13 protein-coding genes are annotated in these 13,828 nt (G+C 68.5%); 9 read left to right on the top strand and 4 right to left on the bottom strand.

Features of this window, described 5'->3' with window-relative positions; translation table 11 throughout:
* Positions 1–7 precede the first annotated feature (7 nt).
* From HV798_RS07220 to HV798_RS07210, 3 genes are read right to left on the bottom strand one after another with little or no spacing between them, the layout of a single operon-like run.
* Positions 8–2,497, bottom strand: coding sequence for a branched-chain amino acid ABC transporter ATP-binding protein/permease (locus HV798_RS07220; protein ID WP_175192433.1), 2,490 nt, complete (start codon positions 2,495–2,497; stop codon positions 8–10).
* Positions 2,497–3,375, bottom strand: coding sequence for a branched-chain amino acid ABC transporter permease (locus tag HV798_RS07215; protein WP_175192434.1), 879 nt, complete (start codon positions 3,373–3,375; stop codon positions 2,497–2,499). Before HV798_RS07215 ends, HV798_RS07220 begins: the two co-directional genes overlap by 1 nt.
* Positions 3,376–3,410: 35 nt before the next feature.
* A complete protein-coding gene (locus HV798_RS07210; protein ID WP_175192435.1) occupies positions 3,411–4,601 on the bottom strand; it encodes an ABC transporter substrate-binding protein in 1,191 nt (396 codons plus the stop codon).
* A 230-nt stretch (positions 4,602–4,831) separates the two neighbouring features.
* Here HV798_RS07210 and HV798_RS07205 point away from each other — a divergent pair, with 230 nt between their 5' ends.
* From HV798_RS07205 to HV798_RS07195, 3 genes are read left to right on the top strand one after another with little or no spacing between them, the layout of a single operon-like run.
* On the top strand, positions 4,832–5,782 hold the full coding sequence (locus HV798_RS07205; protein ID WP_175192436.1) for a polysaccharide deacetylase family protein: 951 nt from the start codon (positions 4,832–4,834) through the stop codon (positions 5,780–5,782).
* A 55-nt stretch (positions 5,783–5,837) separates the two neighbouring features.
* Positions 5,838–6,599, top strand: coding sequence for a GntR family transcriptional regulator (locus HV798_RS07200; protein WP_025136223.1), 762 nt, complete (start codon positions 5,838–5,840; stop codon positions 6,597–6,599).
* 1 nt (position 6,600) lies between these two features.
* Positions 6,601–7,230, top strand: coding sequence for a flavin reductase family protein (locus HV798_RS07195; RefSeq protein ID WP_025136222.1), 630 nt, complete (start codon positions 6,601–6,603; stop codon positions 7,228–7,230).
* Between the two features lie 27 nt (positions 7,231–7,257).
* Here HV798_RS07195 and HV798_RS07190 read toward each other — a convergent pair whose 3' ends face one another.
* Positions 7,258–8,181: a LysR family transcriptional regulator gene (locus tag HV798_RS07190; RefSeq protein WP_175192437.1), complete on the bottom strand. Its 924-nt coding sequence runs from the start codon at positions 8,179–8,181 to the stop codon at positions 7,258–7,260.
* A gap of 132 nt (positions 8,182–8,313) precedes the next feature.
* On the opposite strand from HV798_RS07190, the gene HV798_RS07185 reads away from it, so the two are divergent.
* The 6 genes from HV798_RS07185 (at position 8,314) to HV798_RS07160 (ending at position 13,810) form a co-directional block, all read left to right on the top strand.
* Positions 8,314–9,312, top strand: a complete 999-nt coding sequence (locus HV798_RS07185; protein ID WP_175192438.1) for a tripartite tricarboxylate transporter substrate binding protein — start codon at positions 8,314–8,316, stop codon at positions 9,310–9,312.
* Positions 9,313–9,373: 61 nt separating this feature from the next.
* On the top strand, positions 9,374–10,795 hold the full coding sequence (gene leuC / locus HV798_RS07180; protein ID WP_175192439.1) for a 3-isopropylmalate dehydratase large subunit: 1,422 nt from the start codon (positions 9,374–9,376) through the stop codon (positions 10,793–10,795).
* Positions 10,792–11,445 (top strand): 3-isopropylmalate dehydratase small subunit, encoded by a 654-nt coding sequence (gene leuD, locus HV798_RS07175; RefSeq protein WP_175192440.1) that lies wholly within the window; start codon positions 10,792–10,794, stop codon positions 11,443–11,445. Before leuC ends, leuD begins: the two co-directional genes overlap by 4 nt.
* 12 nt (positions 11,446–11,457) lie before the next feature.
* A complete protein-coding gene (locus tag HV798_RS07170; RefSeq protein WP_025136217.1) occupies positions 11,458–12,345 on the top strand; it encodes an alpha/beta fold hydrolase in 888 nt (295 codons plus the stop codon).
* Between the two features lie 71 nt (positions 12,346–12,416).
* On the top strand, positions 12,417–12,653 hold the full coding sequence (locus tag HV798_RS07165) for a DUF1289 domain-containing protein (RefSeq protein ID WP_175192441.1): 237 nt from the start codon (positions 12,417–12,419) through the stop codon (positions 12,651–12,653).
* Between the two features lie 116 nt (positions 12,654–12,769).
* On the top strand, positions 12,770–13,810 hold the full coding sequence (locus tag HV798_RS07160) for a glycosyltransferase family 4 protein (protein WP_175192442.1): 1,041 nt from the start codon (positions 12,770–12,772) through the stop codon (positions 13,808–13,810).
* Positions 13,811–13,828 lie beyond the last annotated feature (18 nt).

Genomic DNA, 13,828 nt, shown 5'->3' with positions numbered 1-13,828 from the left:
CGTGTCGCTACGCGCCCAGGTAGGCGCGGGCCAACGCCCCATCGGCCGCGATCTCCTGCGCCGTGCCCTGCGCCGCCACGCGGCCGGATTCCAGCACGTAGGCGCGGTCGGCCAGGGACAGCGCCAGCGCGGCCATCTGGTCCACCAGCAGGATCGTCATGGATTCGGCACGCAGCCGGTCCAGCGCTTCGAACAGCTCGTCGATGATCTTGGGCGCCAGCCCCAGCGACGGTTCGTCCAGCAGCAAGATGACGGGCTTGGACATCAGCCCGCGCGCAATGGCCAGCATCTGCTGTTCGCCGCCGGATAACAGGCCGGCACGCTGGTGCAGCCGCTCGCGCAGCCGCGGAAAGCGCGTCAGCATTTCTTCTACCCGCGCATCACGGTCGGCCGGATGCAGGAAGGCGCCCAGCCGGATGTTGTCCAGCACGCTCAGGTCGGGAAACACCTGGCGGCCTTCGGGCACCAACACCAGTCCGCGCGCCACGATGCGGTCCGCCGTCAGCCCATTGAGTTCCTGGCCCTGCAGGTGCATGCCGCCTTGCGCCGGCCGGTGCAGACCCGCCAGCGTGCGCATCAACGTGGATTTGCCCGCGCCGTTGGCGCCCAGCAGCGCCACCATTTCGCCTTGGCGTACCTGCAGGTCGATGCCATGCAGCACGGGGTTGGCGCCGTAGCCGGTGGTCAGGCTGCCTACCCCCAGCACCTCGGGGGCGATGCCGGCGCTCGTCGAGGCGGGGCGTGCGGCAGGTGCGCGCCGTGCGGCGTCGTCACCCAGGTAGGCTTGCCGCACCGCGGCGGACTGCTGGATCTGGGTGGGCGTCCCTTGCGCCAGTTCACGGCCGGCGTCGATGGCGACGATGTGGTTCGACACGCCCATGACCAGCGCCATGTCGTGTTCGACCAGCAGCACGCCTGCGCCGGCCTCGGCGATGCGCCGCAGCAACCCGGCCAGGCGGGCCTTGTCTTCGCGCGACAGGCCGGCCGCGGGTTCATCCATCAGCAGTACGTCGGCGTCCGTGGCGAGCGCGCGCGCAATCTCCACCAGCCGCCTGTCCACGTGTGGCAGGTCGGCGGCGGGCGTGTCCAGCGCGCCCTCGTAGCCGCAAAATGCCAGCAGCGCGCGCGCCCGTTCGCGCGCGTCGGCGGCCAGGTAGCGCCGCTGCGCCAGCAGTCCGCCAAGACGGCCGCGCAACAAGCCCAGCGCCACGTTGTCTTCGACGCTGAGCGTGTCGAACAATTGCGAGGTCTGGTAGGTACGCGCAATGCCGCTGCGCGCCACGCGGTAGGCGGGCAGCGCGGCCAGGGAATCCTGGCCCAGGGTCACCGTGCCGGCGGTTGGCGTGTAGTAACCGCTGAGCATGTTGATGACGGTGGACTTGCCCGCGCCGTTTGGCCCGATCAGCGCGGTGACGGCGGCGGGGGCGACGTTGAACGACACGTCCTGCACCGCGCGCACGCCGCCGAAGGTCATGGTCAGCCCTTGGGCCTGCAGGGCACGGCGTGGCCTGCCGCTGGCCGTGATGCCCCCTTGGCGGGGCGCCAGCCGCGGCGCCGCGCGGCGCTGCCGCCAACGTCCGAGCAGCCCGGCCGCGCCGTCGGGCGCGGCCCACAGCACCACCAGCAGGAAGGCGCCGAAGAACAGCAGGCGGTACTCCTCCAGCCCCGCCAGCACTTCGGGCAACAGGCCCACCACCAGCGCGCCCAAGAGCGGCCCGGCCAGCGAGCCGGCGCCGCCGATGGTCACCGCCAGTACGAACAGGATGGACTGCATGAAGTTGAAGTTGTGCGGCGTGATCATGCCGGCTTGCGAGGCATACAGCCCGCCAGCCAGGCCCACCACCGCCGCGGACACCATGAACGCCACCGCCTTGACGACCAGCGGATTGATGCCGATCGATTCGCTGGCGGTCTCGCTGTCCTTGACCGCCCGCATTGCCGCGCCCCAGGCGCCGCGCGCCAACCGCGCATAGCCCGCCAGCGCGACGAACACGGCAACGATGGCCAGCATGGCCACGCCGCGGTCGCCGCCCAGGCTGCCCAGCGAGGGTTGCACGATGCCCATCAAGCCGTTCTGCCCGCCGGTCACGTCGCCGCCTTCGATCAGCGCGTGTTCCACGATGAAGCCGAAGGCAATGGTGATCATCGCCAGGTAGGGGCCTTTGACGCGCAGCGCCGGCACCGCCAGCAGCAGGCCGAAGGCGCCGGCCACCAGCGCCGCCACCGGCCAGGCCAGCCAGAAGCTCCAGCCCGCCTGCCCGGTCAAGATCGCCACCACGTAGGCGCCGATGGCGTAGAACGCCGCGTGGCCGAACGACATCTGCCCGGTCAGCCCCAGCAGCACGTTCAGGCCGATGCCTGCCAGAGCCAGCAGCGCCACGTTGCCCAGCACGAAGACGTAATAGCCATTGACGCAGGCGGCCAGCGCGAGGCTGGCAACGGCCAGCAGCGCGTAGCCCGCCAGCGCCAGCGGAAAGGATGCAATGCGTTTGTCCATCAGACTTTCCTTGCGGCAGCGCGGCCGAACAGCCCGTCGGGGCGCGCGGCCAGCATCACGATGACCAGCGCGAAGCTGATGATCTGCGTGTACCCGGAACCCAGCGTTACGGTGATCAGCGCTTCGACCACGCCGAACAGCAGGCCCGCCAGCATCACGCCCCAGGCGCTGGTGATGCCGCCCAGGATGGCTACCACGAAGGCTTTCAGGCCGAACAGCGTGCCCATGTCGGCCTGCACGTTGAACAGCGGCGCGACCAGCGCGCCGGCAATGCCGGCAAACAGCGTGGACACGGCAAAGGCCGCCATGATGGCGCGGCGCACGGGGATGCCCATCAGGCGCGCGGCATTGGGGTTCTGCACCACCGCCAGCAGCGCCACGCCCCAGCGGGTGCGGCGAGACAGCGTATGCAACGCGGCGGCCAGCGCCAGCCCGATCAGCGGAATCAGCAATTGCAGCGGATACACGCCCAGGCCCAGCCCGCCGATCTCCAGCGGCGCTTGCGCCAAGGGCGACGGCAGGCTGCGCGGCTCTTTGCCGAAGGTGAACATCACGACGTTGTCGAGCACGATGCCCAGCGCCACCGTGGACATGAGCCAGGCGTTGGAGCCGCGGCTGGCGAATGGCCGCACCGCCAGGCGCTCGACCACCAGGCCGTACAGCGCGCACAGCGCCAGCGCCGGTGGCAGGGCGGCCGCCAGCGGCCAACCCAGCGTCTGCGCGAAGGTGTAGGTCAGCACGGCGCCCAGCATCATCGAGCTGCCCTGCGCGAAATTGACCGTGCCCGACACGGCGTAGGTCAGGTAAAAGCCCAGGGCCATCAGCCCGTACATGCTTCCCAGGCCCAGGCCGCTGACGATGGCGGACATCCACAACATGCGTGTCTCCCGTTGGCGATGGTGGCGGTGCGCGCTTACTGCGCGCCAGCGACCGGCAGGATGCGGTTGTCCACGAAGTGGGTCCACACGTAGTCGTTCTCGCGGAGCGCATCGTGCGAGGCCGGCGTGAAAGGCTGCTCGTAGGTCTTGATCAGGCCTTCGTACTTGCCGATCTTGTAGAAGCCCTGGCGCACCGCGTCGCCGTCGGTGGAGCCGGCCTGGGCAATGGCCAGCGCCGCCAGCCGCATGCCGTCATAGGCGTTGGCCACGCCCACGGCCGGCGTGATGTCCTGCGGGCCCTTGATGTCGGAATACTTGGCCTTGAGCGCCTGCATCACCTTTTCACCGACCGGGCTTTGCTTGCCGAAGAAGCTGTAGGTCTGCACGAAGTGCACGTTCTTGGCATTGGGGCCGGCCAGCTCGGTGAAGCGTCCGCCCGCGGGACCCCAGTGCGACACCACCGGCACCTTCCAGCCCATGCGGTCCAGCGACTTGACCACCTGCGCCGACGGGCCGACGTTGCCCACCAGGAACAGCGTGTCGGCTCCAGCCGCCTTCAGGCGGCTGAGCTGGGGCGTGATATCCAGGTCGGCGGGCTGGAATTTCTCGACGCCAGCCGGCGCGATCTTGGCGGCGGCCAGCGCCGCGTTCAGGCCCTTTTCGTTCGATTCACCCCAGGGGTTGTTGACCAGGATCATGCCCGGCTTGGCGCTCTGGAACGTCTTTTGCGCGTACTGCACCATGGCGCTGTCGACGATCTCGTCCATGGCCGACACGCGGAAGACAAAGTTGGGATTGCCCTTGTTCTGCGTGATCGCGGTGCCGGCGGCCCACGGGCCCATGAACGGTACTTTCTCCTGGTTCACGATGGGCACGATCGCCATCGATACCGGCGTGTCCAGCCCGCCGAACAGCACGGTGACCTTTTCCTTGTAGATCAGCTCGCGCGCGGCGGCCATGCCCTTGGCCGGGTTGCCTTCGTCGTCGCGCCGCACCAGCACCACCTGGCGTCCGCCCAGCAGGCCGCCGCTGGCGTTGATCTCGTCGATCGCGATGGTCATGCCGCGCGTCAGCGCTTCGCCGGCCCGGGCCGATTCGCCCGACAGCGCGGTGATCAGCCCGATCTTGATCGGGTCGGCGGCCAGCGCCGGTTGCATGGCCAGGCCGGCCGCGAACAAGGCGGCGCTGGCGGTGCGAAGCAGAAAGGAACGGCGGGTCGGGGTCATCGGGCACTCCTGGAAAAGTGGAACGGATCTTGCATGGGTTCAAGTGCTGCTCCGGTTCCCTATGCAAGATCCATGCCACCTGGCCGGCTCTGCGCCGCAGCTGTCGCGCAAGGCTTGGTTCCTGGGGGATGTGGACGGTTTGTCAGACCGTTTGTCGCGCCTTAAACAAAATTTTGTTCCCAAAACACGAAGATTTTTGTTCACAATCACGCATCAGGATTTGCACCAAAATGAATCCATCCCCGCTCTCAAGCACCAATCCGGGGCGCGACGCGCCCGCGCCCTGGGCCCCTGCGCCGCTCGCCAGCCATGGCCGCTTCCCGTACCAGGCCATTACCGGCCGGGCGGACTACGCCTGGCCCAACGGCGCGCGCCTGGCGGTGTACCTGGGCTTCAATATCGAGCACTTCGCCTTCGGCGAGGGCCTGGGGGCCGAGCTGGGGCCGGCCTCGCCGCATCCCGACGTGCTCAATTTCGCCTGGCGCGAGTACGGCAATCGGGTGGGGGCATGGCGCTGCCTGGAACTGTTCGACGAATTGGCATTGCCCGCCGGCGTGCTGATCAACACGGCGCTGTATGAACACTGCCCCGAACTGGTCGACGCCTGCCTGGCGCGCGGCGACGAATTGATCGGGCATGGCTACAGCAACGCCCACCGTCAGGGCGGCCTGTCCGAACCCGACGAACGCGCGTTGCTCGAACACTGCCGTGACCGCATTGGCCAGCACGCCGGCCGTGCGCCCGCCGGTTGGCTGTCGCCCTGGATTTCCGAAAGCCACGCCACGCCCGACCTGTTGGCCGAAACCGGTTACCGCTACACCCTGAACTGGTGCCACGACGACCAGCCGGTGCGCATGCGCACCCGCGCCGGCGACCTGTGGGCGATTCCATATCCGCAGGAGCTGAACGACATCCCCATGATCATGGGCCGCAAGATGGACGCCCGCGACTTTGCCGATATGATTCTTGACCAGTTCGAGGAAATGCGGATGCAGGCGCAGCGCCAGCCGCTGGTGATGGGCATTGCGCTGCATCCGTATATCGTGGGCCAGCCCTATCGGCTGCGGCACCTGCGCCGGGCGCTGGCGCCGCTGGCCGCCGCGCGCGACCGCGGCGAGATCTGGTTCGCCACGCCCGGTGACATCTGCCGCCATATGGACAGCCTGACGCCCACGGCCTGACCCCGCCCGCTGATCTTCGACCCCTGCGACCTTCTTGCCAATACCGAGCTCCGCCATGCCTACCCGCAGCCCCGCCAAACCCCGTTCCACGCCGGCCGCCAAGCGCCGCGCCGCTGTCGTCGCACCCGCCCTCGACGATGCTGCGCCTGACGCCGACCAGGAACGCCGCATCTGCGAGGCCGTCTACGAAAGCGTGATGAGCCAGCGCCTGACGCCCGGCACCAAGCTGCCCGAAGCCGCCCTGTGCGAGATCTTCGGCGTGTCGCGCTCGGTGGCGCGCAAGGCCTTGCAGCGCCTGGCGCACGAGCACGTGGTCGATCTGCACCACAACCGCGGCGCCGTGGTGGCCGAGCCCACGCCCGAAGACACCCGCCAGATCTTCCAGGCGCGGCGCGCGCTGGAAGCCGCCTTGCTGCCGCTGGCCGCCGCCCGCGCCACCAAGGCCGACTACGCCTCGCTGCGCAAGCAGCTGCGCGACGAGCATGCGCTGCTGCATCGCGCTGGCCAGCCGGCCTGGGCACGACAGGCCAGCGCCTTTCACGTGCGGCTGGGCGAGCTGTCGGGCAACGCCATCCTGCACGGTTACCTGGCCGAACTGGTGTCGCGTTGCTCGCTCATCGTGGCGCTGTACGAACCGCCGGGCAACGCCGCCTGCGAACACGGCGAGCACGTGCTGATCGTCGACCTGCTCGAACGCGGGCAGGTGGCCGAGGCCGTGAAGATCAACGACAACCACCTGGCGGACCTGGAACGGCGCATCAGCCTGGAACGTCCGCAACCCGCTCAAACCCTTGCCCAGATGCTGGGACTGGCCTGACATGGACATCGACTTCGATTCAATCACCGAATACCAGCGCTACAAGCTCATGGCGAGCCTGATCGTGCCGCGGCCCATCGCGCTGATCACGACCTTGTCGGAAACCGGCGTAGTCAATGCCGCGCCCTTCAGCATGTTCAACATGCTGGGCGAGGACCCGCCCATCGTCATGGTCAGCATCAACCGCCTGGAAGACGGCAACCTGAAGGACACGGCGCGCAACATCGCACGCACCGGCGAATTCGTGGTGCACCTGACCGACGAAGCCATGGCCGAGAAAATGCACCGCTGCGGCGACCGCCTGCCGGCCGACGTCAGCGAGCTGGCCCACGCCGGCCTGGATGCCGCGCCCAGCCGGAAGGTCGCGCCGCCGCGCATCGTGCAAGCGCCCGTGGCGTTCGAATGCACCTTGTTCGAAACCCTGGAAACCGCCAGCCGCCAGATTTTCATCGGCCAGGTGCGCTGGCTGCACGCACGCGACGGCCTGATCGACACCGACACCTGGCGCGTGCGCCTGCAAGACTATTTTCCGGTGGGCCGCTTTGGCGCCAGCTTCTACGTCACCACGCGCGACCGCTACGCCATCGGCAGCGGCGACGCGCCGGCCAGCACGGCCATCGACGAGATCTAGTGATTTTTCCCGGCGCCGCCAGCGGCGTCACCAGACCACGGCTTGCGATCCGGGCGCGCGCAGGTGCCGGGAAAAACGCTGCGCCAGGAAGTCCACGAACGCCAGCGTCTTGGCCGGCAGGTTCAGGCGTTCCGGGTACAGCACGTGGATATCGGCCGGCGGCGTGGTCCATTCGGGCAGCACCTGCCGCAGCCGGCCGGCGCGCAGGTAGGCCGCCGTTTCCCATTCCGACCGCATCACGATGCCGTGGCCGTCCAGCGCCCATTCCAGCGCGCTCTGGCCGTCGTTGGAACTGACCGGCCCGCGCACCTTCACGGTTTCCGCGCGCTGGCCGGCTTCCAGCCGCCAGGTGCCATAGGCCACGTCGTTCTCGCGCACCACGATGCAGCGGTGGCGTTGCAGCTCGCCCGGCGCGCGGGGTTCGCCATACGTGTCCAGGTAATGGGGCGACGCACACAGCAGGCGCCGGTTCGATGCAATCTTGCGCGCGGTCAGGCGGGCATCGGGCAGATCGCCGAAGCGCACGGCTACGTCGAAACCTTCTTCGATCAGGTTCAGGGGCCGGTCGGTCAGGCGTAGCTGAACCTCGACGTCGGGGTACTGCCGCGCAAAGTCGGACACGGCCGGCGCGACGTGGGCGCGGCCGAAGCCGAACGTGGCGTTCAGCCGCAACAGGCCCTGGGGTTGGGCGCGGCTGCTGGAAACCGATCGTTCCAGCGCTTGCAGGTCGGCCAGGATGCGGCCGCCTTCGGCCAGGTACAGCTCGCCTTCCTGCGTGACGCTGACCCGCCGGGTGCTGCGGTTGAGCAGGCGCACGCCCAGCCGCTGTTCCAGCTTGGCCAGGCGCGTGCTGACGGCGGGCGGCGTCAGGCCCAGTTCGCGCGCGGCGGCCGACAGGTTGCCGTGCCTGACCAGCAGCGAGAAAAACGCTAGATCGGAGAGCGCGTCCATGGGCTTATTTATAAATCTAATTTAATAAAGATTTAGTTTAGTCATTAATTATAAGAATGGAACCGGCTTATACACTGGGTTCACCGATACGCAGAGCCGCCCGACGCGGCCAACCAAGAGGAGACCCGACCCATGAAGAACCCCCCCACCGCCCTGCGCGCCCTGTCCCTTGCTGCCGCAGCCACGGTTGCCGCGTCCTGTTGGATCACGCCGGCCATGGCAGCCGACGCCTTCCCGCAGCGGCCCATCACGCTGGTCGTGCCGTTCGCCCCGGGCGGCAGCGTCGACATCGCCGCGCGCCTGATCTCCGACGCCTGGGGCAAGGCTCTGGGCCAGAGCGTCATCGTCGAGAACCGTGCCGGCGCGTCCGGCAATATCGGCATGGCGGCCGTGGCGCGCGCCGAGCCCAACGGCTACACGCTGGCCATCAACACCATGTCGCTGGCGATCAACCCGGCGCTGTTCAAGACCATGCCCTTCGACACCGCACGCGACCTGCGTTCGGTAGGCACCGTGGGCACCTCGCAGCACGTGCTGACCGTGTCACCGTCGCTGCCGGTGGACAACGTGCAGGCGCTGCTGGACTACATCCGCGCGCGCCCCGCCAATGAGCTGAGCTTTGGCTCGGCCGGCACCGGCAGCACCTTCCACATGGCGGCGGAACTGTTCAAGTCGGTCTCGGGCACGCAGATCCTGCACGTGCCCTACAAGGGCGGCGGCCCGGCCATGGTGGACACCATCAGCGGGCAGGTGCAGATGAGCTTTCCCGTGCTGTCGGCGGCCAAGCCGCAAGTCGATGGCAAGAAGCTCAAGGCGCTGGGCGTGACCGGCACGACGCGTTCGCCGCTGTTGCCCGACGTGCCCACCATCGCCGAGTCGGGCCTGCCCGGCTATGCCTTCAACACCTGGTTCGTGATCAGCGCGCCCGCGGGCACGCCGCAGGCCGCCGTGGATACGCTCAACGCCAAGCTGGCCCAGGCGCTGCAATCGCCCGCGCTGGCCGAACGCATGGGCCGCGAGGGCTTCGACCCGCTGATCTCCACCCCGGCCCAGACCGACGCCATGGTCGCCACCGAGATGACGCGCTGGGCTGGCATCGTCAAGGACGCCGGCATCGAGGCCAACAACTGACGTTCCGCATTCGTTTCATCGCGCCCCGCGCGGGCGCGTTTTTCTGCAAGGAAGCACCGACATGCCCGGCATGACGCTATACGACAAACTGGTGGCCAGCCACGAAGTGGCCCGCATCGACGACGAGCACATCCTGCTGTACGTGGATCTGCACATCATGAACGAATACACCAGTCCGCAAGCCTTCAGCGGCCTGGCCGCGCGCGGCCGCCAGGTGCTGCGGCCCGGGCAGCAGATGGCGGTGGTGGATCACATCATCCCCACCCATCCGGTGCCTGCCGCGCTGCGTGTGATTCCCGATGAAGCGTCGTCGCGCCAGGCCCGCAACCTGAAGCGCAATTGCGACGAGCAGGGCATTGCCCTGTTCGACACCACCGACCCGCTGCAAGGCATCGAGCACGTGATCGCGCCCGAGCACGGCATGATCCTGCCCGGCATGGTGGTGCTGTGCGGCGACAGCCACACCACCACCTACGGCGCGCTGGGCGCGCTGGGCTTTGGCATCGGCACGTCGGAAGTCGAGCACATCCTGGCGACGCAGACGCTGGTGTATCGCGTGGCGCGCAACCTGCGCATCCGTGTCGACGGCCGCCTGCCCGCAGGCGTATCCGCCAAGGACCTGGTGATCTACGTCGTCCACAGCATCGGCGCCCAGGGCGCGCGCGGCCATGCCGTGGAATTCTGCGGCAGCGCCATCGACGCCCTGTCGGCTGAAGCGCGCATGACCCTGTGCAACATGACGGTCGAAGCCGGCGCACGCGCCGCGCTGATCGCACCGGACGCCACCACCGATGCCTACGTGACCGCACACGCGCCGCAACTGCATGGCGCCGAACTGGCGCAGGCGCGGGCCTATTGGGCCACGCTGCATACCGATGCCGACGCCGTCTTCGACGTCGAACACGTGTTCGATGCCGCGTCGATCGCGCCGTTCGTCACCTGGGGCACCAGCCCCGACCAGGCCATGCCGGTCACCGGCACCGTGCCCGATCCGCAGGCTGAACCCGACGCACTGGCGCGCCTGGCCCTGGAAAAGGCCGTGGATTACATCGGCCTGCAGCCGGGCGCGCCCATTGCCGGCGTGCCGATCGACCGCGTGTTCATCGGCTCGTGCACCAATGGTCGCATCGAAGATCTGCGCGTGGTGGCTGACGTGGTGCGCGGCCGCCACGTGGCGGCCGGCGTGCGGGCCATGGTGGTGCCGGGGTCGGGCGCGGTGCGCGCCCAGGCCGAGGCCGAAGGCGTGGCCGCCGCGCTGATCGCGGCCGGCTTCGAATGGCGCCAGCCGGGCTGTTCGATGTGCCTGGCCATGAACGACGACGTGCTGCGCCCGGGCGAGCGCTGCGCATCCACCACCAACCGCAATTTCGAAGGCCGCCAGGGAAGGGCGGGGCGCACCCACCTGATGAGCCCTGCCATGGCCGCCGCCGCCGCGCTGGCCGGTCGCATCGTCGACGTGCGCGATCTGGAGCAGACACGATGAATCAGACCATTTCGGGCGTTGCCGCGCCCTTGCCGTATTCCAATCTGGACACCGACCAGATCATGCCCAAGCAGTTCCTGCGCATCATCGACAAGGCAGGGCTGGATCGAGGCCTCTTGTACGACCTGCGCTTTGATGCCGACGGCGCGCCGCGCCCGGACTTCGTGCTGAACCAGCCGGCCTACGCGGGCGCATCGATTCTGGTGACCGGGCCCAACTTCGGCTGTGGTTCCAGCCGCGAACACGCGGTCTGGGGCCTGATGCAGTTCGGCATCCGCGCCGTGATTGCCGCCAGCTTCGGCGAGATCTTCTACTTCAATGCGCTCAACAACGGCCTGCTGCTGGTCAGCCTGCCGCCGGCCCAGGTCGATGCGCTGCTGGCGCGCGTGTCCGACCCGGTGTCCAATACGGCAGGCAACCGTGTCGAGATCGACGCGCTGGCAGGCACCGTGCGCGCCGCCGACGGCTGGACGGCCACGTTCGACCTGCCGGCGCGGCATCGCCGCATGTTCTCGCAAGGGCAGGACATGGTCGGCGCATCGCTGCAGCAGTTGCCGGACGTGGAACAGTTCGAGGCCGGCCACTGGGCCCGGCATCCGTGGATGAAAGACGTGGCGCGCCGTGTGCGCGACCGGCTGGACAACGAATAGGCGCAGACCGCAATGACCGCATTCTTCGATCTTCCCGTGCAACGCCACGAGGTCAACGGCATCCACATCGCCGCTCGCGTGGACGGCGCGGGTCCGCCCCTGCTGCTGCTTCACGGCCATCCGCAGACCCACGCCATCTGGCACCGGGTCTGGCCCGAACTGACCCGCCATCACACCTGCGTGGCGGCCGACCTGCGCGGCTACGGCGACAGCGACAAACCCGCGGCTTCGCCCGACCATGCCGCGCATTCCAAGCGCGAGATGGCCACCGACATGGTCGCGTTGATGCGCGCCCTGGGCCACACGCATTTCGACGTGCTGGCGCACGACCGCGGCGCGCGCGTCGCCCACCGCCTGGCGCTGGACCACGCGGCGGCCGTGGGGCGCATGATGCTGCTGGATATCGCGCCCACGCTCGATATGTACGAAAACACCACCCGCGCGTTCGCCCAGGCCTACTACCACTGGTTCTGGCTGATCCAGCCCGCGCCCATGCCCGAGACCATGATCGAGCGCGATCCGGTCTTCTACCTGCGCTCGGTCATGGGCGGACGGCCTGGCGGCCTGGCGCATTTTTCGGCCGAAGCCATGGCCGAATATGAACGCACGGCCAGGCTGCCGGGCTGGGCCACCGGCATCTGCGAAGACTACCGGGCGTCCGCCACGCTGGATCTCGACCATGACCGGCAGGGGCGTGCGGCCGGGGAACGCCTGCGCCTGCCGCTGCGGGTGCTGTGGGGCGAGCGTGGCGCGGTGGGCCGCAATTTCGACGTGCTGGGCCTGTGGCGCGCGGTGGCCGACGAGGTCTCGGGCAGCGCGTTGCCCGGCGCGCACTACCTGGCCGAGGAAACCCCCGACGCGCTGCTGCGCGAAGTGGCCGATTTCTTCGGCTGGCGGTGATGTCAACCAAGCCACGCCAGGCAATAGGGCTATAAAAAAAGGGACACAACCCTGGTGTTAACCTTCGGCCCATGAATCGTTCCTTTGCCGATCTGACCCAATTGCCCGACCCCGAAGACGCCCAGCGCGTCTCCCGGGCCACCGATTCCCCCTGCGTCGCCGTATGTTCCACGCTGTTCGACGACATCTGCCGGGGCTGCGGGCGCACGGCCATGGAAGTGGCCAATTGGGTCTTCATGACGGACGAGGAAAAGCGCGAGGTCTGGATCCGTATCAAGGCCCAGGGCTACCCCCGCCGCAACAACTAGGGCAGGGGCGGCCATCCGGCAAACGGATGGCCGGCAACGGGCAGTCGGCCGCGGCCGTCTTGGGCGTGTCACATGCCGCGGGCTAAATCGCGGTATTGCCCACTTCCGGCCCCATCATGCGCATCGTCCTGGTCACGGATGCCTGGCATCCGCAAGTCAATGGCGTCGTCCGCACCTGGACGACCATGCAGCAGATCCTGAGTGAATGGGGCCACGAACTGATCGTGGTGAACCCGCAGGGCAGCCGGACCATTCCGGCTCCGTCCGAGCCGGACTTGCGGCTGTGCCTGCAGCCCGGCCGGCAACTGCGCCGCATTCTGGGCGACACCATCCCCGACGCCCTGCACATCGCCACCGAAGGCCCGCTGGGCCTGGCGGCGCGGCGCATGGCGCTGTCGCGCGGCTGGCGCTTCACCACCTCGTTCCACACCATGTTTCCGGACTACCTGCAGGCGCGCATGGGCATTCCCGCCGCATTGCCGTGGCGTTACCTGCGCTGGTTCCACCGGTCCTCGCAGTGCGTCCTGGTGCCCACCCCCACGGTGCGCGACATCCTGGTGCGGCGCGGACTGGCCAACTTGCGGGTCTGGTCGCGCGGGGTAGACCCGCGCAAGTTCCAGCCGGCCGTTGGCCAGGCGTTCCAGGACCTGCCCCGTCCCGTTTTTCTGTCGGTCGGCCGGGTGGCGCGGGAAAAGAACCTGGACGCCTTCCTGTCGCTGGACCTGCCGGGTAGCAAGGTCGTGGTCGGGGCCGGACCGGACGAGGCGCGCCTGAAGAAGCGCTTTCCACAGGCCGTGTTCCTGGGCATGCAGAAAGACGATGCCCTGCCGGCGTTCTACGGCGCGGCCGACGTGTTCGTGTTTCCCAGCCTGACCGACACCTTCGGCCTGGTGATGCTGGAAGCCATGGCCTGCGGCACGCCGGTGGCGGCCTTTCGCAGCGAAGCGCCGCTGGCGGTGGTGGCCCAGGGCGTCACCGGCATCCTGGACGACGATCTGGCCCACGCCTGCCGCGCCGCGTTGCCGCTGGACCGCCACGCGGTGCGCGAACATGCCCTGACGCGCAGCTGGGATTCGGTCGCCTCGGACCTCCTGGCCTCGCTGGTGCCGCTGACCCCCGGCGCCGAGATCGACCGGCGCCTGGCCCAAGCGGGCTGATCGGTTGCCGCAGGCGGG

This window comes from Achromobacter deleyi (assembly GCF_902859705.1).
Lineage (GTDB): Bacteria > Pseudomonadota > Gammaproteobacteria > Burkholderiales > Burkholderiaceae_B > Achromobacter > Achromobacter deleyi.
The sequence above is the reverse complement of the archived record's forward strand: the minus strand, read 5'-3'. Positions and strand labels throughout refer to the sequence as shown.

Excerpts from the sequence above, each read along its gene's own strand:
- HV798_RS07220 (WP_175192433.1), bottom strand. The coding sequence starts at position 2,497 with ATGGACAAACGCATTGCATCCTTTCCGCTGGCGCTGGCGGGCTACGCG.
- HV798_RS07215 (WP_175192434.1), bottom strand. The coding sequence starts at position 3,375 with ATGTTGTGGATGTCCGCCATCGTCAGCGGCCTGGGCCTGGGAAGCATG.
- HV798_RS07210 (WP_175192435.1), bottom strand. The coding sequence starts at position 4,601 with ATGACCCCGACCCGCCGTTCCTTTCTGCTTCGCACCGCCAGCGCCGCC.
- HV798_RS07205 (WP_175192436.1), top strand. The coding sequence starts at position 4,832 with ATGAATCCATCCCCGCTCTCAAGCACCAATCCGGGGCGCGACGCGCCC.
- HV798_RS07200 (WP_025136223.1), top strand. The coding sequence starts at position 5,838 with ATGCCTACCCGCAGCCCCGCCAAACCCCGTTCCACGCCGGCCGCCAAG.
- HV798_RS07195 (WP_025136222.1), top strand. The coding sequence starts at position 6,601 with ATGGACATCGACTTCGATTCAATCACCGAATACCAGCGCTACAAGCTC.
- HV798_RS07190 (WP_175192437.1), bottom strand. The coding sequence starts at position 8,181 with ATGGACGCGCTCTCCGATCTAGCGTTTTTCTCGCTGCTGGTCAGGCAC.
- HV798_RS07185 (WP_175192438.1), top strand. The coding sequence starts at position 8,314 with ATGAAGAACCCCCCCACCGCCCTGCGCGCCCTGTCCCTTGCTGCCGCA.
- leuC (WP_175192439.1), top strand. The coding sequence starts at position 9,374 with ATGCCCGGCATGACGCTATACGACAAACTGGTGGCCAGCCACGAAGTG.
- leuD (WP_175192440.1), top strand. The coding sequence starts at position 10,792 with ATGAATCAGACCATTTCGGGCGTTGCCGCGCCCTTGCCGTATTCCAAT.
- HV798_RS07170 (WP_025136217.1), top strand. The coding sequence starts at position 11,458 with ATGACCGCATTCTTCGATCTTCCCGTGCAACGCCACGAGGTCAACGGC.
- HV798_RS07165 (WP_175192441.1), top strand. The coding sequence starts at position 12,417 with ATGAATCGTTCCTTTGCCGATCTGACCCAATTGCCCGACCCCGAAGAC.
- HV798_RS07160 (WP_175192442.1), top strand. The coding sequence starts at position 12,770 with ATGCGCATCGTCCTGGTCACGGATGCCTGGCATCCGCAAGTCAATGGC.